The following is a 21,342-nucleotide window of genomic DNA, read 5'->3' as shown; positions in this document are numbered from 1 at the left end:
GGCTTACAGGGCAGAAAAACCCCGAAAATGATACCGAGATGATACAGAATTACCGCCGATACCGCCACACCAGCGGAAACGGCAGAAAGGAGCGCACCCATGCCAAGAATGAGCAAGAAACGGCGGCTGGAATGGTCTTTTTTCCTGCGGCAAGTGAAAGTCGGGAATGCCACCTGCGACCGTATCACATACAACGACCTCTGCCGGAGCTGTACCCATAGCTGCAAGCAGAGCTTCCGGGCGGTTATCATACTCTGCCCCCGCTACTACTCCAAACGCCGGAAAAAGGAGGACAGGGACAATGGCAGATAACCGCAAGTATTACTACCTCAAGCTGAAAGAGAACTTTTTTGACAGCGACTCCATTGTACTGCTGGAAGATATGAAAGACGGGATTTTATATTCCAATATTCTCTTGAAGCTGTACTTAAAATCGCTGAAAAACGGCGGGAAGTTGCAGCTTGACGAGCATATCCCCTACACAGCGCAGATGATAGCGACACTGACCCGCCACCAGATAGGGACAGTTGAGAGGGCTTTAGAGATTTTCCGGCAGTTGGGGCTTGTGGAGCAGCTTGACAGCGGGGCTTTCTATATGACCGACATTGAGCTGATGATAGGACAGTCCTCTACCGAAGCCGAGAGGAAACGGGCTGCAAGGCTGGAAAACAAGGCACTTTTACCGCCCCGGACAAAAGGCGGACATTTGTCCGACATTCGTCCACCAGAGATAGAGATAGAGTTAGAGAAAGAGATAGAGATAGAAAAAGAGAGAGAGGGAGAAACGGGATACCCCGCCCCCGCCGCTTATGGCAGATACAACAATGTGATACTGACCGATACAGAGCTTTCCGGGCTGAAAACAGAGCTGCCCGACAAGTGGGAGTATTATATTGACCGGCTTTCCTGCCATATCGCTTCCACCGGGAAGCAGTACCACAGCCATGCAGCCACCATTTACAAGTGGGCGCAGGAGGACGCTGCCAAAGGCAAGGCTGCCCCGAAACAGGGCATACCCGATTATTCATGCAAGGAGGGCGAGAGCTTATGAAAAACGAGATTGAAGCTATGATTACGGACATTACAGCCACTACCGCCGAAGCAGAGGACTACACAGGCGAGGACGGGCTTTTATACTGCGGCAAGTGCCATACGCCAAAAGAAGCATACTTTTCAAAAGAAACCGCCCAATGGTTAGGGCATGACCGACACCCGGCAGAGTGCGACTGCCACCGGGCAGCCCGTGAAAAGCGGGAAGCCGCTGAAAGCCGACAGAAGCACCTTGAAACAGTGGAGGACTTGAAACGCCGGGGCTTTACCGACCCCGCTATGCGGAACTGGACATTTGAGCATGACAACGGCAGAAACCCACAGACCGAAACCGCCCGCTTTTATGTGGAGAGTTGGGAAACCATGCAGGCTGAAAATATCGGCTACCTGTTTTGGGGCGGCGTGGGGACAGGAAAAAGCTACCTTGCCGCCTGTATCGCCAACGCCCTTATGGAAAAAGAGGTTGCCGTTCGCATGACAAATTTTGCAACGATACTGGGTGACCTTGCCGCCAGCTTTGAGGGCAGGAACGAATATATTTCCCGCCTTTGCAGCTACCCTCTGCTGATACTTGATGATTTTGGTATGGAGCGAGGGACAGAGTACGGGCTGGAACAGGTTTACAGCGTGATTGACAGCCGTTACCGAAGCGGCAAGCCGCTGATCGCCACGACCAACCTCACGCTGGAGGAATTGCAGCACCCGCAGGACACGCCCCACGCCCGTATCTATGACAGGCTGACTTCCATGTGCGCCCCCGTCCGCTTCACGGGCAGCAACTTCCGAAAGGAAACCGCACAGGAAAAGCTGGAACGATTAAAGCAACTGATAAAGCAGCGAAAGGAGAGCCTATGACAGAAACCAAACAGACAAGCACCACCAAAACAGACCGCCGCCCGGACTGTGTAACGGAAATCCGCATGGGCAACTCCGTCCTTACCGTTTCCGGCTTCTTCAAGCAGGGCGCAACCGACACCGCAGCCGACAAGATGATGAAAGTGCTGGAAGCGGAAGCTGCTACACAAAAAACGGCGATTTGACAGACCATAAAGAAGCAGATTTGACGCTTTTGCCGCTATACAGACAGCCGCCCCATGTGGTACAATCAAGGTACGGAATAGTGGGGCTGGCTGTCGGAAACGGAGGATTTTATGTTAAGACAGACCAACCAACAACCAATTACCGCCCTTTACCCAAGACTTTCCCATGAGGACGAGCTGCAAGGCGAGAGCAATTCCATTTCCAATCAGAAGCGTATCCTTGAAACCTATGCGAAGCAGAACGGCTTTTCCAATCTGCGCTGGTACACGGACGACGGTTATTCTGGTGCGAACTTTCAAAGACCCGGTTTTCAAGCCATGCTTGCGGACATTGAAGCCGGAAAAGTCGGGACAGTTATCGTAAAGGATATGTCGAGGTTAGGGCGAAACTACCTGCAAGTGGGAATGTACACGGAAATGATTTTCCCACAGAAAGGCGTCCGCTTCATCGCTATCAATGACGGAGTGGACAGCGCACAGGGCGACAATGACTTTGCCCCGCTGCGGAATATCTTTAACGAATGGCTGGTGAGAGATACGAGCAAGAAAATACGGGCGGTAAAACGCTCAAAAGGCATGAGTGGCAAGCCCATCACAAGCAAGCCTGTGTATGGCTACCTCATGGACGAGGACGAAAATTTCATCATTGACGAGGAAGCTGCACCCGTAGTCAAGCAGATATACAACCTCTGTCTTGCCGGGAATGGTCCGACCAAGATAGCCCGTATGCTCACAGAGCAGCAAATCCCCACGCCGGGAACGCTTGAATACCGCAGGACGGGCAGCACCCGCCGCTACCACCCCGGCTATGAGTGCAAGTGGGCGACCAATACCGTAGTGCATATCCTTGAAAACCGGGAATACACAGGCTGTCTGGTAAATTTCAAGACAGAAAAACTTTCTTACAAAGTCAAGCACAGTGTAGAAAATCCCCCGGAAAAGCAAGTGATTTTCGAGAACCACCACGAGCCTATCATAGACACCCAGACATGGGAACGGGTGCAGGAGCTTCGCAAACAGCGCAAACGCCCAAACCGCTATGATGAAGTGGGTTTGTTCTCCGGCATACTGTTCTGTGCGGACTGCGGCAGCGTGATGTATCAGCAGCGATACCAGACGGACAAGCGCAAGCAGGACTGTTATATCTGCGGCAACTACAAGAAACGCACCCATGACTGTACGGCGCACTTTATCCGCACCGACCTCTTGACCGCTGGTGTACTCTCCAATCTGCGGAAAGTGACCAGCTATGCGGCAAAGCATGAAGCCCGGTTTATGAAACTCTTGATTGAGCAGAACGAGGACGGGGGCAAACGCAGGAACGCCGCCAAGAAAAAGGAACTGGAAGCCGCCGAGAAACGCATAGCCGAGTTATCCGCTATCTTCAAGCGGCTGTATGAGGACAGCGTGACCGGGCGCATATCAGACGAGCGTTTCACAGAACTGTCGGCAGACTATGAAGCAGAACAACGGGAGCTGAAAGAAAGAGCCGCTGCTATCCAAGCGGAGCTTTCCAAAGCACAGGAAGCCACCGTGAACGCAGAAAAGTTTATGAATGTTGTCCGGCGGCATACCAGCTTTGAAGAACTTACCCCTACTCTGCTGCGGGAGTTTGTAGAGAAAATCGTTGTGCATGAGTGCAGCTATGACGAGAACAAGACCCGCAGACAGGACATTGAGATTTATTATTCTTTTGTTGGCAAGGTGGACTTGCCCGAATAACCGCCCGACCTATCCGACACAATGCGCAAGTGCCGGATAGGAACGGCAAAATTTTTTACACTTCTACTACTTCTTTATCACACATCAGCAAAGTCCCAGGGCATGAAGCAGCTCATGGCGGGCGGCGGCATCATCGTCATTGGCACCACACTGATCCCTCTGCTGTCTGGCCTGTTTTAAGGTAGGCGCTTATGGATTTTCTCACCGACTGGCTCACAAACTGGCTCAAAGAGCTTCTGATTGGCGGGATCGTGGGAAACCTCGAAGGGCTTTTTGATACCGTCAATACCCAAGTCGGAGAGATTGCGGCACAGGTAGGGACTACCCCGGCGGCGTGGCACGCCGGGGTTTTCTCCCTGATCCGACAGCTTTCCGAAACGGTGATCCTGCCGATTGCCGGAATGGTGCTGACCTTTGTTGCCACTTATGAGCTCATACAAATGCTTTTGGAAAAGAACAATATGCACGAGGTTGACGTTGCGAACCTCTATAAATGGATGTTCAAAACAGCCTGTGCAATCCTGATCCTGTCAAACACATTCAATATCGTCATGGCCGTGTTCGATGTCTCGCAGAGCGTCATCGCGCAGGCAGGAGGGCTCATTCAAGGCTCTACCGATGTTTCGGCGGATATGCTTGCTGAACTGGAAACCTCGCTGGAGGCGATGGACTTGGGGCCGCTTTTGGGGCTGTGGCTGCAGTCTGCGCTCATTGGCTTCACGATGAAGGCGATGGGAATTATCATTTTCGTTTTGGTGTATGGCAGGATGCTGGAAATCTATCTGCTGACCAGTCTGGCCCCCATCCCCGTTGCTACGCTTTCCAACCGGGAGCTTGGCAGCACCGGGCAAAACTACATCAAGTCCCTGTTTGCCGTGGGCTTTCAAGGGCTGCTGATTCTTGTATGTGTTGCAATTTACGCGGTGCTCATTCAAGGCATCGCAACAAGCGGCGATCCCATCGGGGCGATTTGGGGAACTGTGGGCTACACGGTTTTGCTTTGCTTCATGCTCTTTAAGACCGGGAGCATTGCCCAGCGTATCTTTGGCGCTCACTAACAGGAGGAGGTGCTTATGCCGAGAAGATACGGTGCGGATGGAACGCGCTTATGGAATGGAAAAACGCCGGAGGAGTTTACTGAAGCGGACGCTTACCGCTTTATGGCGGAAACGGAGGCCGTCCTGCAAAGAAAAGAGCTGTTGGACGATCCCGCCGCCCAGCCTGCTCCGGCAAGCGGAAAGGAGGAATTTTATCTGAGTAAGAAAGACGATGTATTGCTGACCCCGGAGCAGATTGCTGCGGAGGAACGGCGCTGGCTGTTTGATGCTCCCATCGCGGAGCTTGCAGAAGTCAAGGGCGTTAGCATTGATGAGGCAGTAAAAATGCGGACAGATGCTGTCTTGCAGGAGGCGGTTGTTCCAATCACGGTATCTGTCCGCCCGATTGAGCCGCAGGGAAAACTGATCGGCTTCGCCAGCGTCAATTTTGGCGGTGTGGTCATCGACGATTTTAAGGTTGTGGACGGGAAAAACGGGATTTTCCTCGGCGCTCCCTCTAAACCTGATCCTGCCAGCCGGACGGGATACCGGGCTACGGTTCGGATTCCTGACCGAGCCACACAGGAACGGATCAATGCGGCTGGTGTGGAGGCGTATCATGCGGCGGTGGAACAGCTTGTTGCACGGGCCCAAGCGGTACGGCCTGCCCCGATCAAGGAGCAGATGGCTGAAGCCGCAAAACAGGCGGGAAAAGAAAACGCCGCCCGGCCTGCACCTGCCAAAGCAAAGGAGGCCCGCAATGACCGATAGCCGCACTTTGGGACAAAGTGTCCCGAAGGAGGGCTTGTTTCTCATGGACGGCATCGAGGGCCTGCGTTCTTTGCCAAAACATAGCGTGGATATGCTGCTGACTGATCCGCCCTACGGCACAACCCGGAATTATTGGGATGTGCCCCTGCCGCTCCCGGAGCTGTGGGAGGCGGTGAAATGGGCGGTCAAGCCGAATGGCGCAGTGCTGTTTTTCGCACAGTGCCCCTTTGACAAGGTGCTGGGCGCATCCAACCTCGCCATGCTCCGCTATGAGTGGATTTGGTACAAGGAGCGCGGAACGGGCTTTCTCAATGCAAACCGGGCTCCACTGAAAAAGTCCGAGAATATCTTGGTGTTTTACCAGAAGTCCCCGGTCTACAATCCGCAGTTTACTTATGGCAAGCCTTATGCCCGCGTACATTCCAGAAGCGGTACAAGCTCCAACTATGGGAAATTTGAACGGCAGGGATCGGAGTCCAACGATGGCCGCCGCTATCCCGGAAATGTACTTTTTGTGCCTACGGTGTCCGGCGGCATCCATCCTACACAGAAGCCTGTGGAGCTTTGTGAGTACCTGATCCGCACCTACACCCGTCCCGGAGAACTGGTCGCGGACATTTGCGTTGGCTCCGGCACAACCGCGATTGCAGCCATCAACACAGAACGCCGCTTTGTATGCTTTGAAACGGCCCCAGCCTTTTATGCCGCTGCCAGTGAGCGCATCCGCGCGGCGCAGGCAGTAAAAAGCTCTGGCGAGAAAGGAGTGTAATTATCCAGCAGTATTCTATCATTTACGCCGATCCCCCTTGGCGCTACTCGGCTAAGAAAGTACAGGGCGCGGCGGAAAATCATTATCCAACTATGAGCATTGAGGAGTTATGTGCGTTGCCTGTGGCTGATCTTGCAGCCCCGGACAGCGCACTCTTTTTATGGGCCACTTTCCCGCAGCTCCCGGAGGCGCTCCGGCTGATCGAGGCTTGGGGCTTCACCTATAAATCTGTTGCTTTCGTCTGGCTGAAAAAGAACAAGAAAGCGGATAGCTGGTTTTACGGCCTTGGCTTCTGGACAAGGGGCAACGCGGAAATCTGCCTGCTGGCTACCAAGGGACACCCGAAGCGGCAGGCTGCCAACATTCATCAATTCATCATTTCCCCGATTGAAGCCCATAGCAAAAAGCCGGACGAGGCCCGCGACAAAATTCTTTCCCTGATGGGAGATCTGCCCCGCGTGGAGCTCTTTGCCAGACAGACCCCGCCCGGTTGGGCTGTGTGGGGAAATGAAGTAACACCAACCATCCCGGACTTTGGGACACATTGTCCCGAAGTGCAGAAAGGAATGTGATCTATGCCCTATGTAAACGTACCAAACGATTTATCCAAAATCAAAACAAAGATGGCTTTCAACCTCACCAAACGCCAGCTTGTCTGCTTCGGCAGTGCGGGCGCGGTGGGGATTCCGGCCTATCTGCTGACCCGTGGCACCCTCGGCAATACCGGGGCGATGTTTCTCATGCTGGGAATTATGCTCCCGGCGTTCCTGCTGGCGATGTATGAAAAGGACGGCTTGCCCTTTGAAAAGGTTGTGCGAAACATCATCCGGGCCAAGTTTCTAAGGCCGGGGATCAGGGCCTACCGAACCGAAAACATTTATGCGCCCTTTGCCGGGCCGGGCGCTGGAAAGGAGGATGTGATTGAAAAACACAAAGAAGAAAAACGGAGCCGCCAAGGGTAAAGGCCGGGCGGCCCTGTCTGCCCAGCAGACAATCCCGTATCTGTCCATGCACCCGGACGGTGTGTGCAAGCTCCCGGGCGGGCTCTATACAAAAACCGTGGAATATGAGGACATCAATTACTCCGTGGCATCCACCGAGGATCAGACTGCCATATTCAGCGGATGGAGCTCATTCCTCAACTACTTTGACAGTTCGCTGCCGTTCCAGCTTTCCTTTATCAACCGCCGTTCCCATTCCCGCAGCCGCTATCAAGTCAATATCCCGAAAGCGGATGACAACTATAACAGCGTCAGGGACGAGTTTACCGGGATGCTGAAAAATCAGATTGCTAAAAGCAATAACGGCATTGAACGCTCAAAATACATCACCTTTGGCATACCCGCCGAGGGGATTGCGGAGGCACGGCCCCGTCTGGAGCGTGTGGAGGCCGATGTCATGGGAAACTTTAAGCGGCTGGGCGTTCCCTCGGAGCCGATGGACGGGCGGGCCCGCCTTGCGCTGCTTCATAGCCAGATGCATCCGGGGAGCCGTGAGGCGTTCCGCTTTTCGTGGAAAGACATCCCGCAGACCGGGCTCGGCACAAAAGACTTTATTGCCCCGGACAGTCTCGACTTCCGCCAGTCCCGCACATTCCGCATCGGCCAGTATTGGGGCGCGGTGTCCTACTTGCAGATTATGGCATCGGAGCTTTCGGATAAGCTGCTGGCGGAAATCTTGGAGCTGGATGCGGAAATGACCGTGACCATGCACATTCAGACCGTGGATCAGCTCAAGGCAATTAAGACCATCAAGGGGAAAATCTCGGACATCGGAAAAATGAAAGTGGAGGAACAGAGAAAGGCTGTGCGCTCCGGCTATGACCCGGATATTCTTCCCCCTGACCTGATTACATTCAGCAAGGACGCAGCGGAGCTTCTGGCTGATTTGCAATCCCGCAATGAGCGAATGTTTCTGCTGACCTTTACGGTGGTAAACCTTGCTCCTAACCGCCAGCGGCTGGAAAACGATGTGTTTACCGTGGGCGGTATCGCGCAGAAATACAACTGCGCTCTGCGCCGTCTGGACTGGCAACAGGAACAGGGCTTTGTTTCCTCGTTGGCCCTTGGTTACAACGAGGTAGAAATCCAGCGCGGTATGACCACCAGCTCCACAGCCATCTTTATTCCTTTTATGACAAGGGAGCTCCGCATGGCTGGGCAGGCCCTCTACTATGGCATGAACGCACTTTCCCACAATGTCATCATGGCTGACCGCAAAAAGCTGAAATCGGCAAACGGGATGTATTTGGGCTCTACGGGCTCCGGCAAGAGCTTTGCCGCAAAGCGCGAGCTCTTGAATGTGTTTCTCACCATCCCGCAGGATCGGATCATCGTGGTTGACCCGATGGGCGAATACGCGCCGCTGGTGCGAAGGCTGGGCGGCCAGGTGATCGAGATTGCCCCGGACAGCCCGCACCATCTCAATCCAATGGATGTGGAGCTCAATATGGCCGCCGGAGAAAGCCCTCTTTCCATGAAGGCGGATTTTCTTTTGTCACTGTGCGAGCTGGTGGTCGGCGGCAAGGAAGGCTTGCAGCCCATTGAAAAGACGGTCATTGACCGCTGTGTGCGTTTGGTGTACCGGGAGCAGGCGCTCGGATTGGAAACCGCAAAAACACCGCTGTTGCAGGATTTGTATGAGGAGCTTTTACGCCAGCCGGAGCCCGAGGCCCGGCGCGTGGCAACTGCCTTAGAGCTTTATTGCACAGGCTCCCTCAATCTCTTTAACCATCCTACCAATGTCAAGACGGACAGCCGTGTGGTGTGCATCGTTCTGAAAAACATGGGCGAAAACCTTAGAAAGATTGCAATGCACATCACAAATGAGTTTGTTTCGCAGGCGGTGGATCAGAACTTCCACGAGGGTGCAGCGACTTGGTGCTACTTTGACGAGTTTCATATTCTGCTCCGCGATCCACTGACGGCCAGCTACTTTGTAGCGGTCTGGAAAATGCTGCGTAAAAAAGGATGTGTGCCGTCTGCTTTGACGCAGAACGTCAAAGACCTTTTGGCCAGCCGGGAAATCGAGAACATTCTGGACAACACGGATTTTATGATTCTGCTTTCGCAGGCGCAGAGTGACCGTACCATTCTGGCAAAACAGCTCGGTATTTCCGAGCATCAGCTTTCCTATATCACACACAGCAATTCCGGCGAGGGGCTGTTGTTCTATGGAAATGTAACCATTCCGTTTGTGGATCGGTTCCCTCGCGGAGAAATCTATGACCTGCTGACTACCCGCCCGGAGGATATGAAGAATGAAACGAAAAACGAATAAGACCAAGGAGGAGGCTTGGTCGCAGACCGCCCACGCCCCTGACGGGGAACAGCCCGGGCCGGAGGCTTCCGACACTTCGGGACAAAGTGTCCCGAAGTCCAAGTTCCGCAAAAAGAGCCAGCAGGAACAGGCTGCGGCGGCAAAGCTCCACATGGAGTCCCAAGGCGAAAAGCTGGAACAGGCCCGGGAGAAGCTGGCAAAACAAAAGCCGCCGAAAAAGCCCGGCCCGGTAAAACGCATAGGCCGTGTTGCCAGTGGTTCCGTTCACAGCTTCGTGCATGGCAAGATTTTTGAAGTGGAACAGGAAAATGTCGGCACAGAAGGCGCACACCGTTCTGAGCTTGTGGGAGAAACCGCGCTCCGGCACGGCTCCCGCTTTGTGCGCCGTAAAGTCCGGGAACATCCGGCAAAAGTGGTACGCAAGGCCGAGGCCCGCTATACCAAATACACGGCGGACTACCATTTTCACACCGCCGCACAGGAGCACCCGGAGCTGACGAAAAATGCCCTTACCCGCTACTGGCAGAAGCAACGGCTTCGCAGGCAATACCGCAAGCAGGCAAAGGAGGCTGCAAAGCAGGGCGCGGCTGCGGCTGGGAAAACTGCCACAGCCACAGAACGCCTGACCGCCCGGGCAGTGGAATTTGTCAAAAGTCATCCCGCAGGTGCCGTGGTTGCGGTGCTCTGTGTGTTACTCCTGTTTGCTATGCAGTCCTGTTCCTCTACCATGCTTATGCTGGGGAACGCCGGGGCCGGTGCATTAGGGGCCAGCACCTATCCTTGCGAGGATCGGGATATGCTGGCCGCCGAAGCTGCCTACTGTGCGCTGGAAGATGATTTGCAGCATTATCTGGACACCTATGAAAGCACCCATGACTATGACGAATACCACTTCGATCTGGACGAGATCGAACATGACCCCTATGTGCTGCTTTCTCTTTTGTGTGCGCTCCATGAGGGGCAATGGACAATAGACGAAGTACAGGGAACGCTGCAAATACTGTTTGACCGCCAGTACATTCTCACGGAGGATGTAGTGGTGGAAACCCGGTATCGCACGGAAACCGACACATGGACGGACGCGGACGGCAACTCCCATACGGACACCTATCAGGTGCCTTACGACTATTACATCTGTACGGTCACGCTGGAGAACTTTGATTTATCCCATGTGCCCGTATATGTCATGGGCGAGGAGCAGCTTTCACGGTATGCCATCTATATGGCAACGCTGGGAAACCGCCCCGATCTGTTCCCGGATTCTCCCTATGTGAACAAGTACATTACCGGGAAACCCGGTGATTACGAAGTGCCCGGAGAATATCTGGACGATGAAACCTTTGCCGCGATGCTTGCCGAAGCGCAGAAATACATCGGCTATCCCTATGTGTGGGGCGGCAGTTCTCCCGCCACTTCCTTTGATTGCTCGGGGTACGTTTCGTGGGTTATCAATCACTCCGGCTGGAATGTGGGCAGGCTGGGAGCCCAGGGGCTCTATAACATCTGTACGCCGACCAGTTCTCCCAAACCCGGTGATCTGGTGTTCTTCAAAGGCACCTATGACACGCCGGGCGTGAGCCATTGCGGGATTTATGTCGGTGATGGAAAAATGCTGCATTGCGGAGATCCCATCGGCTACGCAAATTTGAATACAAGCTACTGGCAATCTCATTTTTACGCCTACGGGCGTTTACCGTGACAGGAGGTTTTGAAATGGCAACTACCAAAAGCATGAAAATTCAGGCCGAGATTGATAAGGTCAAGGCCAAAATCAGTGAACAGCAGGCCCGGCTCAAGGAGCTGGAGCAGAAAAAGCTGGAGGCGGAAAACAGCGAGATCGTGGACATTGTGCGCGGTATGAGCATTTCCCTTACGGAGCTCCCGCTGCTGTTTGAAAAGCTGAAGGACGGAGGTACTTTGGGACAAAGTGTCCCGAAGTCCGAAGAAGAAAAGGAGGAAAACTGAATATGAAACACTTTCGTATGTTGGCGGCGGGGCTTTGCTCCGCCGTTCTTTTATGCGGCTTTGCAATCCCGGCCTATGCCTATTCGGACGGCGGGAATGAGGAACCGCCTGTTGTGGAAGAAACTCCGGCCCCGGAGCCAGCGCCTACCATTACCCCGGGCGAGGGCTTTTCGGAGGATGGAAACCTTGTGACCCGCGATCTGCTCTACGATGCTGCAACCAACAAACAGTTCATCACGGTGGAAACCAGCGGCGGCAACACCTTTTACATTGTCATTGACTATGACAAGCCTGTGGACGAGGACGGCGAACAGTATCACACCTACTTTTTGAACATGGTGGATGAAGCCGATCTGCTGGCGGCACTGGAGGCCGCTGGCGGAGAACTTCCGGCCTGCTCCTGCACAGAAAAATGTGCGCCCGGAGCCATCCATACGGATTGCGAGGTCTGCGCGGTCAACATGACCGAGTGTGCTGGCACAGCTCCCGAACCCGCTCCAGTGACGGAACCTGCGGAGGAGCCGGAACCCGAGCCCCAGCAGAAAAGTAATACCGGGACGCTTCTGCTGATTTTGGCAGTGGCTGTTCTGGGTGGCGGTGCAGGCTGGTACTTGAAAATCTACCGCCCGAAGCATGAAAAAGCTGCTGTACCCGAAGAGGATTACAGTGAGGAACTGGCTGATTATGACGATCCCGAGGACGATGGGCCGCCTTGGGACGAGGACGATACCGAAAGCGAGGATAATGAATGAGATTTACCAACAACCCCTATGAGGGATTTATGAAAGAAAAAAGTTACTTTAAGGGTGTGCCGCCCAGCCTGCCGCCGAAGGGCTCCCGTTGTGACGGCTGCCCTTACTGGCGCGGGATCGGCTGCGTGTTCTGCTACCGGGAGCAGCTCAAACCACCGGTCAACGGGAGGTGATGCTGTGGGCCGAGAACTGACCCGGACAGAAAAAGCGGCAATCCGCAGGCTGGTGTCAAAATGGTGTGCCAACTATGACCGGGACTGCGGCTGCCTGCCGCTGGATTGCGAGTGCTATATGTTTGGAAAATGCTGGACAGGGGCTTATTGCCGCTACTTCCGCGAGGCAGTTCTGCCCCTTGATCCGGCGCTGGAGGCTGCGTTGCTGACAGAGGGGCCAAGGCCGGATTTTAAGGCTTGCCCGGTATGTGGCAGAGCCGTGGCTCCTGATGGACGGCAAACCTATTGTTCGGCGGCCTGTGCAAAGGCGGCACACCGCAGACAGCAGCGGGAATATATGCGGAAAAAACGGGGCTGATGTGTTGACAATTAGGCCAGCCTAAACCCGCCTGTGACAAGGCTTTTTAAGGCCCTTTTCTGCGGGAGGTGTATGTTTCTATGTCCGGCCCTGTTTCCGTGAGATGCTGTCAACATTTTAGCTGCCGGGGCTTTGGGACAGTTTGTCCCAAAGTTCCGGCTTTTGTGGAAGGAGATCCTATGCCGAAATATTATCCGATCAATGAAGAAGCCGCAAAGCGGGCAAAGGATATGAACAGCTTTTCCGACTATCAGCTGGGCTCCGCTACGGCGGGCTACCGGGCAATGGTCGATGAAGCGTATGCAGCGGCGGAACGCCAGAAAGCGCGTGTCGATCCCATGTACCATGATAAGATTGACACACTGGTGGATCGCTATGCCCGGAAACTTGCCGAAAATCTGAATGAACGCAATGTGATTGATGCCCGTGTACCCTCTATTCTGATCTCTGGGGGCGGCAACTTCCCTGTGTCAAAGAAGCACAAGCAGAACGCCGCCCTGGATCGCAACTATGGAGAGTATGCAGAGATTTCAAAGCTGCTTGATAAAATCCGCTCTGTTGGTATGGGTGGGATCAGCGCAGACGATGATCTTGCCGTGGAAAAACTGACAAAAAAGCTGGAGGGGCTGGAGTCCCAGCAGACCACCATGAAGGAGGTCAATGCGTATTTTCGGAAACACAAAACGCTGGACGGTTGCCCGGAGCTTACGCCGGAGCAGGCAGAAAAGCTCAAAGCAGATATGGCGCAGTCATGGCACTTGGACAAAAGCAAGCCGTACCCCGCCTATCTGCTTTCCAACAACAACGCCAACATCCGCCGTGTACGCCAGCGCATTGAGGAACTGAGCAGCCGCTCCGAGTTTGCTGGCTGGACATTCCCCGGAGGTGAGGCCAAAATCAACGAGGCTGAAAACCGTTTGCAGCTTATTTTTGAGGAAAAGCCCGATGCCGATCAGCGGCAGGAACTGAAAAGCAACGGCTTTAAGTGGGCTCCCAGCCAAGGGGCATGGCAGCGGCAGCTTAACCAGAACGCCATCCGTGCTGCGGCCCGGATAGACTTTCTGCGACCCGAGGATGGTACAAGCCCCTATCAGCTCCAGCCGTTTGTGAAAAGAGAAAACAAAGAAATGTCTCGATGATGGGAGGTGTACTATGGACAAAAATCAAGGCTACGCTATTTTGAAGGCGGTCATGCTGGAAAATGGACGAGGATTTGCATTGGGCGAACATCCCACCGCGCCATCCCGCTATGTCACATGGGCCTGCTATGATGACAAGGACGGCCAGCGGCAGTATGAATGGGGTCACTATGGAAATGACCGCACCGCGATGGAACAGGATTTCACAGACCGGGTGCAGGACTATCAGCGTATTTATAACGTCGGGATCAGGCAGACCGAGGCTCCCGGCCTTTACAAGTATTATTCGACCCAGCGGCCTGTGGACATCGGGACATTCCCGAAGCCGCCTTATAACAAGCCGGATGAAATCTTCAATTACGATCAGCGCATCCCGGTGGAAAATGGCTCGTTCTTGGCTTGGGGCTATCTTACCTATACCCGCCCGCTAACGGAAAAACAGGCATCCGACTATGAGCTGCGTCCTGCGCCTGATAATCCCGACAGGCCCCGTCCGATTGCCGAGCAGATGAAAAATGCGGCAAAGTTGGCGGAGGCAGATCGCGGCTCGGAGGCTCCGGCTCCCCAACGGAGGCAGCCTGACCGTGGCGATAGATAAGGAGGTGCGTATATGGAAAAGAAACGTGAACAGGATTTGTCTGTACTGGAGGCGCTGCGCCTGCACCGTGAATTTCATTTGCCGCGCCCCGTTCCGGCAGACGAACAGGAAAAGCCGCTGGATAAGGTAAAGGAGCCGCCCCGCGCCTGCCGCAGCCGGGAGCGTGAGGAGCGATGACAAAGAAACGCCGCCGTCCGATCCATCTTCATGTGATGGTGTCGGAGGAGGAGCAGGCCCTGATTCAAGAACGTATGGCGGAGGCTGGCATCCGTAACATGGGAGCCTATATGCGGAAAATGGCCCTGAGTGGGTATGTGCTTCATGTTGACCTTTCGCCTGTTCGTGAGCTGGTTTCGCTCCAGCGGCGCTGCTCCAACAATCTGAACCAAGTGGCAATTCAGGCCAACACCTACGGCGCAATTTATCCCGAAGAACTCGCAGCCTTACAGCGGGACTATGCTGCTTTGTGGGGGCCGCTGTCTGATCTTTTGAAACAGCTCTCCGCGCTGGTAGAGCTCTGACCCGTCCGGGGAGTGGTTGATACCGCTCCCCGGCTTTTTCTACTTCGGGACAAAGTGTCCCAAAGTAAAAATACTGTTTGCCGGAAGGAGGAATTTTTACGGCGACCACCTACATCCGCCCTTATAAAACAGCGGCGGGAAAAAGTGCAATTCAAACGATGGAGGATCGTTTCACCTATGGCCTGAACCCGGAAAAGCTGGGAGCCGTATCTTCCTATCTCTGCGATCCGAACACGGCTCCCGCCGAGTTTCTTCTGGTAAAAAGTCAATACCTTGCAGAGACAGGCCGGGCCGTATCTCGCGGAGCCCTGTTCTTTCAGATCCGGCAGGCGTTTCTGCCCGGGGAGGTTACGGCGGAAGAAGCAAACCGTATCGGTTATGAAACGGCGATGCGCTGGACAAAGGGAAAGCATCAATTCTTTGTCTGTACGCATACCGATAAGGCCCATATCCACAATCATATTTATTTCAATGCGACGGCCTTTGATCGCTCCCGGAAATTTCATAATTTCATTGGTTCGTCCTTTGCCCTGCGGCGGCTCTCTGACCGCGTGTGCATCGAACATGAATTGTCTGTTATCCAAAATCCGTGCCAGCACAGCAAGGGTCGTTTTCTCCACTATGGACAGTGGATCGGAGAAAAGCCACCCTCTGCCAAGCAGCGGGTGCGGCTGGCTGTTCTCGCCGCTTTGGAGAAAAAGCCCACGGACTTTGCCGACTTTCTCCGTCTCATGGAGGAGTCCGGCTTTGTGGTGAAACAGGGGCGCGGTGGTGTTATCTCATTCCTTGCGCCCGGGCAGGAAAAACCGACCCGGCTCCGGGCTTCCACACTTGGAGTCGGATTTGACCCGGAGGACATCAAGGCGGTAATTGCCGGGGAACGTCCGCTCCCTGAGCTGCCAGAGGAGCTCACGGTTCCGCCACGGCGAGTTAATCTTATCATCGACATTCAAGAGCGTATGGCCCAGGGCAAAGGCCCGGCCTATGAACGATGGGCCAAGGTCTACAACCTAAAACAGATGGCTGCCGCGCTCCAGTATTTGCAGGAGCATCATCTGACAGACTATGCGGCGCTGACGGCCCGCACCGAGGCTGCTGTGGATCGCTTTCACAAGCTGTCTGACGAGCTCCGCACAACGGAGGAGGCCCTTTCCAAAACCTCGGAGCTGATGGCTGCCACGGTGGACTATGCCAAGACCCGCCCGGTGTTCGATGGGTACAAGGCTGCGCGGTACAGCAAAAAGTATCTGGCCCAGCATGAAGTGGAGCTTGCCACTTACCGGGCGGCAAAGGATACCATGAACACCATACTGAACGGCGCAAAGCTCCCTAAAATTGAAGCACTAAAAAAATCCCGCCGTGAGCTGGCGCGACAAAAGAAAGAGCTTTATGCAGAATACCGGGATGCCCAGCGGCAAATGCGGGAGGCCGTGGCAATAAAAGCGAACATTGATCATCTGCTCGGCATAACAGACGAGCGTGAAAATAAGGCCCAGGAACGATAGTGACGGGCCGCAGACTACGGTGCAGCGCACCGGGACTTCGGGACAATTTGTCCCGAAGTACAGCGGGTTTGGGGAGCTCCCCAACAAGCATTTTTGCGGGCCCTGCGCCCTGCAAAAATTTCGGAGTGTGGCCACACCCGAATTGCTTGCCAAAACGCGCAACCCGCAACATGGCGCAAAAAAACGGAGGTTACGCTTTCTTTTACGTTTCCTCCGTTTCTTTCGATGCTTTCATCGCTTGGATTGTAGCTTCAACGATTTTCAATTCTCTTTCGTCCAAGGCGTTCAACATGGCATCAATCCGCTTTCTGCACTCGCTCCCGCTATTTTGGGACGGGTAAAAGTATTGATCCACCGATATATCAAACATTGTGACCATCTGATAAAAGGTGTTGAAGCTTGGATGCTGACCATCATTTTCATTATACATAATGGTACGCGGAGCGCGGTCAACAATATAGGCCAGTTGCTCCTGTGTCATGCCGCTGGCTTCTCTTGCCCGCTTGATGGCGAGCCCTATATCGTGAAAATCAAAGCGTCTTTCATCTCGTTCTATCTTCATAACATCACCTGATATGATTTTACATTTCATGTGATATTATTTGAACGACTTTGTATTTCATACTACTGACTATTTAATTTCACCACATTTTATAATTCAACATAAAATCAGACGAGCGCCAGAGTAAACTCTGGCGCTCATTTTACTTTCGTTGTGCGTTTTTTCTGTACTCTAATGGTAACAATCCAGTGCTTTTACGGAATAATTCTGCAAATCGGCTTGAAGTGGAATAGCCTACTGTTTGGGCAACTTGCCCGACTGTCAGCTCTGTATATGCCAGCAGATATTCTGCTTGGCTCATGCGCCGCTGTTGAACATATTCCGTGATGGTGCAGTCGTAGTATTTCTTAAAACAGCTTTTGAGCTTTGTTGTTCCCATGCAGGCAATCTGTGTTAGCCGTTCCAGAGGAATATCAAAAGCATAGTGATCGCTAAGATAAGCGGCAACTATTTGGAGATTTTCAATATCCTGTTGAGAGAGCTTATGGGCTGGTTTATCAGGATGCTTCTTCTGATATTCCACCACCATTGAAACAGCTTCTGCGACTTTACCCTCATAAAAAAGTTTTGCGGCAATCCCTTCCCCGCGATAGTCTTTGATTTCTGTGAGTAACCGTGACATTTCTGGAAAGTCGGAAGTTTGGTCGATCTTCCGAAATGCATCCACAGGATTGATCTGTGCCTCTGGGTACAGTTTTTTCAGGTAGTCCTCATAATATGCCGGTGCAATCTCAATCCCAACCGAACGGATTGGAATATTTTTATGTATCAAAGCCTTGTATGGAGCGTAGCCTCCAATAAATGTTTTGATACAACCGGCAGACAGCCTACGGTATGGAGATAATTCCTCCCCGGAAATAGAGTCATACCGAGTGATACTCAGACATTCCGGCAGGGAACATTCCAACATGAAATCTTCGTGGAAGGAAAAGTTGTGGATTTTAATATCATATAGGTCTTTCTGTCCATAAGTCCAGTAGGAGCCTTCTCCAACTTCGGGAGAAAGTTTCCAGCAGTCACCTAATGCCCCATATTGCTGGTTGTCTGGGTCATGGATAAAACCGTGTTCAATCAGTAACGGTGTATAAAACTGGTCAATAATTTCAGACATGAAAACAGACCGCCTCCTTTTTGCAACGATTAGACGAACTTTTGAAAGGAACAGACGAACATCGACGGTGCCTATTGAATGTTGTTCGATAAATGCGTATTGTATTAGACAGTGGTTAGAACTATCTAACCGAAGAATATCACAAACCACTTGTCGAGTCAAGACAATGAAAGGTAGGAGGTCAAAATGAGTAATCAAGTAAATTCTATGAACAAAGGTCTGACAGTGAAAGACCTTGTAACAACAGGTATTTTTACTGCACTGTTATTTGTTTTTGTATTGGTGGGCGGTGTCTTTTTTGCAACGAATCCTGTACTTACTTTTTTCATGCCGGCAGGAGGTGGGCTGCTTGCTGGCCCCATTTATCTTTTGCTGATTGCAAAAGTACATAAGCGTTGGAGCCTTTCTATAATGGGCGTTATCATGGGTATTATTTGGTTCGTGACCGGTATGCACTGGGCTTTTGCATTGGGCTATCTGATCATGGCGATTGTCGCGGACTTTGTTGCTGGTGCAGGGCAGTACAAAAGCAAAAAACTCAACAGCCTGTCTTATATCCTGTTCTCTCTCGGTGGCACTGGTTCATATATCGTGTTCTTTGTTGATCCCAACGGCTGGGCGCAGACCATGCTGGGTAATGGAACCGAACAGAGCTACATCGACACCATGCAGGCAACTGCAAATACCGGCATCCTGATTGCCATGTTCGCTGCTGTTATCATTACATCTGCAATCAGCGCTTTTGTAGGCTGCAAAATGCTGAAAAAGCAGTTTGAAAAAGCAGGTATTACAGAATGAGCGGTAAACGCCACAAGAAAGGGCTTTGGCTCGACCCACGGGCCAAGCTCTTTCTTATTCTTATATGTGTTTTATCGTCCATGTTCGCTCCTTCACTTGCATATCAATTTGTCCTTGTTATGCTGATTGCGATATTGGGTGCTTTCTTTGGAAAGTGGAAATATGTCATTAAGGCTGTATGCTTTTATGCGGTCATCTGTGTCCTGACAGTTTGGATCATGGCAGAAATGACAGGCACGCTGCGGACAATGTTTATTGCCTTTTTAGGATTGTTTCATAAGGTCTATGCGTGCGGAACCTTGGCTGGGATTGTTCTGACTACTACAAAAGTCAATGAGTTCCTGTCTGCTATGAACCGTGTCCACGCACCCAAAAAGTTAGTAATTCCTATGGCAGTTATGCTGCGGTACATTCCAACTATTCAAGAGGACTGGCGATATATCAAGGACGCTATGCGGATGAGAGATGTTTCACCTTCTCTGGCGGGCTTTTTAGCACATCCGGGCATGACGGTTGAGTGTATTTATGTGCCTTTGTTGATGGCAGCTTCAAAAGCAGCGGATGATCTTTCTGTTGCTTCTGTCACTCGTGGAATTGAAAATCCCAATCCACGCACCTGTCTTGTCCAGATAAAATGCGGAGTTGCCGATTGGGGTGTTATGGCCGTTGCCGTAGCTTATCTGATTTTTGAATTATGTGTGCGGGGAGGTGTGATTGGTTGATTGAGTTTGAAAATGTATCGTTTTCCTATACGGGGCAGGAACATGGTGGGCTGCATGACATCAATTTGAAAATTTCGGACGGAGAATGCGTCCTGTTCTGTGGCCGCAGCGGGTGCGGAAAAACAACGATTACAAGGCTGGTGAATGGCCTGATCCCTCAGTTTTATCAGGGAGAGCTTCATGGCCGTGTGCTGGTAGATGGTCAGGAAATCAGCAATATCCCTATGTATCAGATTGCCGCTAAAGTTGGCTCCGTTTTCCAAAATCCACGGACGCAGTTTTTCAATGTTGATACAGACAGCGAGATTGCCTTTGGAATTGAAAATGAAGCTCGCCCTCCTAAGAAATTGGCTGAGCGAGTAGAGCAGACAACTGAAGATTTGCGTATTCAAAAGCTACGGAACAGGAATATTTTTGAGTTGTCCGGCGGAGAAAAGCAGAAAATCGCCTTTGCTTCTGTTTATGCCATGAACCCACAGATTTATCTACTGGATGAACCATCATCTAATCTGGATATGACTTCGATCCAGGAACTAAAGGAACATTTGCGGCTGATAAAAAAACAGGGCAAAACAATTTTGATAGCGGAACATCGTCTGTACTACCTGACGGAGTTGGCTGACCGAATTGTTTATCTGGAAAAAGGAGAAATCAAAGGAATATACACCCCGGAAGAATTTCGGCAGCTATCTGAACCTGACCGTGAACACATGGGGCTGCGGGCTGTTGATCTACAGGCGGTATTCCCACCAAAAACCCACTTGCCTGCGCCTACCCCTGTATTGGAATTGCGGAATGTGACGCTCCGTTACAAGAAGCAAACCATTTTGCATGACATTGGACTATCCGCCGGAAAGGGCGAAGTGATTGGCGTAGTTGGACATAACGGAGCTGGAAAAACTACATTTTCCCGCGCTCTCTGTGGGCTTCACAAAGACTGTGATGGACAATTCTTGTGGGAAAGAAAGCCGATTGAGCGTAAGGAAAGGCTAAAACGCTCCTACATGGTTATGCAGGATGTGAATTATGAACTTTTCGCTGACAGCGTGGAGGCAGAGTGTTCCTTTGGTATACGCAATCCAGATCAAACACTGGTAAATGCAACTTTGGAGGAATTGGGCCTTACCCCATACCGGGAGCGCCATCCAAACACGCTTTCCGGCGGTCAAAAGCAACGAGTAGCAGTAGCTGTCAGCATGATTTGTGGGAAAGACTTGCTTGTATTTGATGAACCGACCAGCGGTCTTGACTTTGACAGTATGACGCAGGTGGCGGGACTGATCCGGCGATTATCCGATATGGGAAAAGTCATTTTCATTGTCACCCATGATTTTGAGTTTGTCTGCCGTACCTGTTCTCGTGTCTTGCATTTTGACGAAGGCGAAATGCCCGATGACGTATCAGTTACAATGGAGGCCCTCCCGAAATTGAGAGAGCTTTTCTCTGTTTCAGATGGAAAGGAGAGGTAGT

At 52.3% G+C, this 21,342-nt stretch carries 27 protein-coding genes; 25 read left to right on the top strand and 2 right to left on the bottom strand.

Annotated features, from left to right (window positions below; translation table 11 throughout):
* The first annotated feature begins 99 nt into the window (after window positions 1-99).
* The 22 genes from DWZ56_RS15475 (at window position 100) to DWZ56_RS15380 (ending at window position 16,679) form a co-directional block, all read left to right on the top strand.
* Window positions 100-312, top strand: coding sequence for a hypothetical protein (locus DWZ56_RS15475; protein ID WP_087212865.1), 213 nt, complete (start codon window positions 100-102; stop codon window positions 310-312).
* Entirely contained in the window at window positions 302-1,051 is a 750-nt protein-coding gene (locus DWZ56_RS15470; protein ID WP_117962487.1) for a phage replisome organizer N-terminal domain-containing protein, read from the top strand. Before DWZ56_RS15475 ends, DWZ56_RS15470 begins: the two co-directional genes overlap by 11 nt.
* Window positions 1,048-1,905: an ATP-binding protein gene (locus DWZ56_RS15465; protein WP_117962489.1), complete on the top strand. Its 858-nt coding sequence runs from the start codon at window positions 1,048-1,050 to the stop codon at window positions 1,903-1,905. The genes DWZ56_RS15470 and DWZ56_RS15465 overlap by 4 nt, the downstream gene beginning before the upstream one ends.
* A complete protein-coding gene (locus tag DWZ56_RS15460) occupies window positions 1,902-2,090 on the top strand; it encodes a transposon-encoded TnpW family protein (RefSeq protein ID WP_002569233.1) in 189 nt (62 codons plus the stop codon). The genes DWZ56_RS15465 and DWZ56_RS15460 overlap by 4 nt, the downstream gene beginning before the upstream one ends.
* Before the next feature lie 111 nt (window positions 2,091-2,201).
* Window positions 2,202-3,812, top strand: coding sequence for a recombinase family protein (locus DWZ56_RS15455; RefSeq protein ID WP_117962491.1), 1,611 nt, complete (start codon window positions 2,202-2,204; stop codon window positions 3,810-3,812).
* A 21-nt stretch (window positions 3,813-3,833) separates the two neighbouring features.
* Window positions 3,834-3,992 (top strand): Maff2 family mobile element protein, encoded by a 159-nt coding sequence (locus DWZ56_RS23835; protein ID WP_118557525.1) that lies wholly within the window; start codon window positions 3,834-3,836, stop codon window positions 3,990-3,992.
* A gap of 11 nt (window positions 3,993-4,003) precedes the next feature.
* A complete protein-coding gene (locus DWZ56_RS15445) occupies window positions 4,004-4,870 on the top strand; it encodes a VirB6/TrbL-like conjugal transfer protein, CD1112 family (protein WP_118557524.1) in 867 nt (288 codons plus the stop codon).
* A 15-nt stretch (window positions 4,871-4,885) separates the two neighbouring features.
* Window positions 4,886-5,620 carry a septation protein SpoVG family protein gene (locus DWZ56_RS15440; protein ID WP_118557523.1) on the top strand — a complete coding sequence of 245 codons (735 nt, stop codon included), beginning with the start codon at window positions 4,886-4,888 and terminating at the stop codon, window positions 5,618-5,620.
* On the top strand, window positions 5,610-6,389 hold the full coding sequence (locus tag DWZ56_RS15435; RefSeq protein ID WP_118557522.1) for a DNA-methyltransferase: 780 nt from the start codon (window positions 5,610-5,612) through the stop codon (window positions 6,387-6,389). Before DWZ56_RS15440 ends, DWZ56_RS15435 begins: the two co-directional genes overlap by 11 nt.
* 2 nt (window positions 6,390-6,391) lie before the next feature.
* Window positions 6,392-6,961 (top strand): MT-A70 family methyltransferase, encoded by a 570-nt coding sequence (locus DWZ56_RS15430; RefSeq protein WP_330424899.1) that lies wholly within the window; start codon window positions 6,392-6,394, stop codon window positions 6,959-6,961.
* A gap of 3 nt (window positions 6,962-6,964) precedes the next feature.
* The gene (locus DWZ56_RS15425) at window positions 6,965-7,351 is read left to right on the top strand and encodes a PrgI family protein (protein WP_087989530.1); all 387 of its coding nucleotides are present in this window, start codon (window positions 6,965-6,967) and stop codon (window positions 7,349-7,351) included.
* Window positions 7,311-9,668, top strand: a complete 2,358-nt coding sequence (locus tag DWZ56_RS15420; RefSeq protein WP_199679610.1) for a VirB4-like conjugal transfer ATPase, CD1110 family — start codon at window positions 7,311-7,313, stop codon at window positions 9,666-9,668. The genes DWZ56_RS15425 and DWZ56_RS15420 overlap by 41 nt, the downstream gene beginning before the upstream one ends.
* Window positions 9,649-11,367 (top strand): C40 family peptidase, encoded by a 1,719-nt coding sequence (locus DWZ56_RS15415; protein ID WP_118557520.1) that lies wholly within the window; start codon window positions 9,649-9,651, stop codon window positions 11,365-11,367. Before DWZ56_RS15420 ends, DWZ56_RS15415 begins: the two co-directional genes overlap by 20 nt.
* Window positions 11,368-11,381: 14 nt before the next feature.
* Window positions 11,382-11,633, top strand: coding sequence for a DUF4315 family protein (locus DWZ56_RS15410; RefSeq protein ID WP_015563850.1), 252 nt, complete (start codon window positions 11,382-11,384; stop codon window positions 11,631-11,633).
* A 2-nt stretch (window positions 11,634-11,635) separates the two neighbouring features.
* The gene (locus DWZ56_RS15405; RefSeq protein WP_118557519.1) at window positions 11,636-12,385 is read left to right on the top strand and encodes a DUF4366 domain-containing protein; all 750 of its coding nucleotides are present in this window, start codon (window positions 11,636-11,638) and stop codon (window positions 12,383-12,385) included.
* Window positions 12,386-12,414: 29 nt separating this feature from the next.
* Window positions 12,415-12,558: a hypothetical protein gene (locus DWZ56_RS22950; protein ID WP_199679613.1), complete on the top strand. Its 144-nt coding sequence runs from the start codon at window positions 12,415-12,417 to the stop codon at window positions 12,556-12,558.
* Window positions 12,559-12,562: 4 nt separating this feature from the next.
* Window positions 12,563-12,916, top strand: coding sequence for a cysteine-rich VLP domain-containing protein (locus DWZ56_RS15400; RefSeq protein ID WP_055228207.1), 354 nt, complete (start codon window positions 12,563-12,565; stop codon window positions 12,914-12,916).
* Window positions 12,917-13,095: 179 nt separating this feature from the next.
* Window positions 13,096-14,055 (top strand): hypothetical protein, encoded by a 960-nt coding sequence (locus tag DWZ56_RS15395; RefSeq protein ID WP_118557518.1) that lies wholly within the window; start codon window positions 13,096-13,098, stop codon window positions 14,053-14,055.
* Between the two features lie 13 nt (window positions 14,056-14,068).
* Window positions 14,069-14,653 carry a hypothetical protein gene (locus tag DWZ56_RS15390; protein WP_003020359.1) on the top strand — a complete coding sequence of 195 codons (585 nt, stop codon included), beginning with the start codon at window positions 14,069-14,071 and terminating at the stop codon, window positions 14,651-14,653.
* 12 nt (window positions 14,654-14,665) lie between these two features.
* Window positions 14,666-14,830 (top strand): hypothetical protein, encoded by a 165-nt coding sequence (locus DWZ56_RS22945; protein ID WP_172749916.1) that lies wholly within the window; start codon window positions 14,666-14,668, stop codon window positions 14,828-14,830.
* Window positions 14,827-15,174 (top strand): plasmid mobilization protein, encoded by a 348-nt coding sequence (locus DWZ56_RS15385; RefSeq protein ID WP_014080206.1) that lies wholly within the window; start codon window positions 14,827-14,829, stop codon window positions 15,172-15,174. Before DWZ56_RS22945 ends, DWZ56_RS15385 begins: the two co-directional genes overlap by 4 nt.
* Before the next feature lie 158 nt (window positions 15,175-15,332).
* On the top strand, window positions 15,333-16,679 hold the full coding sequence (locus DWZ56_RS15380) for a relaxase/mobilization nuclease domain-containing protein (RefSeq protein WP_199679609.1): 1,347 nt from the start codon (window positions 15,333-15,335) through the stop codon (window positions 16,677-16,679).
* A 202-nt stretch (window positions 16,680-16,881) separates the two neighbouring features.
* Here DWZ56_RS15380 and DWZ56_RS15375 read toward each other — a convergent pair whose 3' ends face one another.
* The gene (locus DWZ56_RS15375; protein WP_054754179.1) at window positions 16,882-17,241 is read right to left on the bottom strand and encodes a helix-turn-helix domain-containing protein; all 360 of its coding nucleotides are present in this window, start codon (window positions 17,239-17,241) and stop codon (window positions 16,882-16,884) included.
* A gap of 142 nt (window positions 17,242-17,383) precedes the next feature.
* Window positions 17,384-18,352: an AraC family transcriptional regulator gene (locus tag DWZ56_RS15370; protein WP_009272641.1), complete on the bottom strand. Its 969-nt coding sequence runs from the start codon at window positions 18,350-18,352 to the stop codon at window positions 17,384-17,386.
* A 186-nt stretch (window positions 18,353-18,538) separates the two neighbouring features.
* On the opposite strand from DWZ56_RS15370, the gene DWZ56_RS15365 reads away from it, so the two are divergent.
* From DWZ56_RS15365 to DWZ56_RS15355, 3 genes are read left to right on the top strand one after another with little or no spacing between them, the layout of a single operon-like run.
* On the top strand, window positions 18,539-19,150 hold the full coding sequence (locus tag DWZ56_RS15365; protein ID WP_009272640.1) for an MptD family putative ECF transporter S component: 612 nt from the start codon (window positions 18,539-18,541) through the stop codon (window positions 19,148-19,150).
* A complete protein-coding gene (locus DWZ56_RS15360) occupies window positions 19,147-19,872 on the top strand; it encodes an energy-coupling factor transporter transmembrane component T (protein WP_015518390.1) in 726 nt (241 codons plus the stop codon). Before DWZ56_RS15365 ends, DWZ56_RS15360 begins: the two co-directional genes overlap by 4 nt.
* A complete protein-coding gene (locus tag DWZ56_RS15355) occupies window positions 19,869-21,341 on the top strand; it encodes an ABC transporter ATP-binding protein (protein ID WP_118557516.1) in 1,473 nt (490 codons plus the stop codon). The genes DWZ56_RS15360 and DWZ56_RS15355 overlap by 4 nt, the downstream gene beginning before the upstream one ends.
* Window position 21,342: the final 1 nt, after the last annotated feature.

It is taken from the genome of Lachnotalea sp. AF33-28 (assembly GCF_003477885.1).
Classification (GTDB): Bacteria; Bacillota; Clostridia; order Lachnospirales; family Lachnospiraceae; genus AF33-28.
This window is presented reverse-complemented; position numbering and strand designations above follow the sequence as displayed.

Excerpts from the sequence above, each read along its gene's own strand:
- DWZ56_RS15475 (WP_087212865.1), top strand. The coding sequence starts at position 100 with ATGCCAAGAATGAGCAAGAAACGGCGGCTGGAATGGTCTTTTTTCCTG.
- DWZ56_RS15470 (WP_117962487.1), top strand. The coding sequence starts at position 302 with ATGGCAGATAACCGCAAGTATTACTACCTCAAGCTGAAAGAGAACTTT.
- DWZ56_RS15465 (WP_117962489.1), top strand. The coding sequence starts at position 1,048 with ATGAAAAACGAGATTGAAGCTATGATTACGGACATTACAGCCACTACC.
- DWZ56_RS15460 (WP_002569233.1), top strand. The coding sequence starts at position 1,902 with ATGACAGAAACCAAACAGACAAGCACCACCAAAACAGACCGCCGCCCG.
- DWZ56_RS15455 (WP_117962491.1), top strand. The coding sequence starts at position 2,202 with ATGTTAAGACAGACCAACCAACAACCAATTACCGCCCTTTACCCAAGA.
- DWZ56_RS23835 (WP_118557525.1), top strand. The coding sequence starts at position 3,834 with ATGCGCAAGTGCCGGATAGGAACGGCAAAATTTTTTACACTTCTACTA.
- DWZ56_RS15445 (WP_118557524.1), top strand. The coding sequence starts at position 4,004 with ATGGATTTTCTCACCGACTGGCTCACAAACTGGCTCAAAGAGCTTCTG.
- DWZ56_RS15440 (WP_118557523.1), top strand. The coding sequence starts at position 4,886 with ATGCCGAGAAGATACGGTGCGGATGGAACGCGCTTATGGAATGGAAAA.
- DWZ56_RS15435 (WP_118557522.1), top strand. The coding sequence starts at position 5,610 with ATGACCGATAGCCGCACTTTGGGACAAAGTGTCCCGAAGGAGGGCTTG.
- DWZ56_RS15425 (WP_087989530.1), top strand. The coding sequence starts at position 6,965 with ATGCCCTATGTAAACGTACCAAACGATTTATCCAAAATCAAAACAAAG.
- DWZ56_RS15415 (WP_118557520.1), top strand. The coding sequence starts at position 9,649 with ATGAAACGAAAAACGAATAAGACCAAGGAGGAGGCTTGGTCGCAGACC.
- DWZ56_RS15410 (WP_015563850.1), top strand. The coding sequence starts at position 11,382 with ATGGCAACTACCAAAAGCATGAAAATTCAGGCCGAGATTGATAAGGTC.
- DWZ56_RS15405 (WP_118557519.1), top strand. The coding sequence starts at position 11,636 with ATGAAACACTTTCGTATGTTGGCGGCGGGGCTTTGCTCCGCCGTTCTT.
- DWZ56_RS22950 (WP_199679613.1), top strand. The coding sequence starts at position 12,415 with ATGAAAGAAAAAAGTTACTTTAAGGGTGTGCCGCCCAGCCTGCCGCCG.
- DWZ56_RS15395 (WP_118557518.1), top strand. The coding sequence starts at position 13,096 with ATGCCGAAATATTATCCGATCAATGAAGAAGCCGCAAAGCGGGCAAAG.
- DWZ56_RS15390 (WP_003020359.1), top strand. The coding sequence starts at position 14,069 with ATGGACAAAAATCAAGGCTACGCTATTTTGAAGGCGGTCATGCTGGAA.
- DWZ56_RS22945 (WP_172749916.1), top strand. The coding sequence starts at position 14,666 with ATGGAAAAGAAACGTGAACAGGATTTGTCTGTACTGGAGGCGCTGCGC.
- DWZ56_RS15385 (WP_014080206.1), top strand. The coding sequence starts at position 14,827 with ATGACAAAGAAACGCCGCCGTCCGATCCATCTTCATGTGATGGTGTCG.
- DWZ56_RS15380 (WP_199679609.1), top strand. The coding sequence starts at position 15,333 with ATGGAGGATCGTTTCACCTATGGCCTGAACCCGGAAAAGCTGGGAGCC.
- DWZ56_RS15375 (WP_054754179.1), bottom strand. The coding sequence starts at position 17,241 with ATGAAGATAGAACGAGATGAAAGACGCTTTGATTTTCACGATATAGGG.
- DWZ56_RS15370 (WP_009272641.1), bottom strand. The coding sequence starts at position 18,352 with ATGTCTGAAATTATTGACCAGTTTTATACACCGTTACTGATTGAACAC.
- DWZ56_RS15365 (WP_009272640.1), top strand. The coding sequence starts at position 18,539 with ATGAGTAATCAAGTAAATTCTATGAACAAAGGTCTGACAGTGAAAGAC.
- DWZ56_RS15360 (WP_015518390.1), top strand. The coding sequence starts at position 19,147 with ATGAGCGGTAAACGCCACAAGAAAGGGCTTTGGCTCGACCCACGGGCC.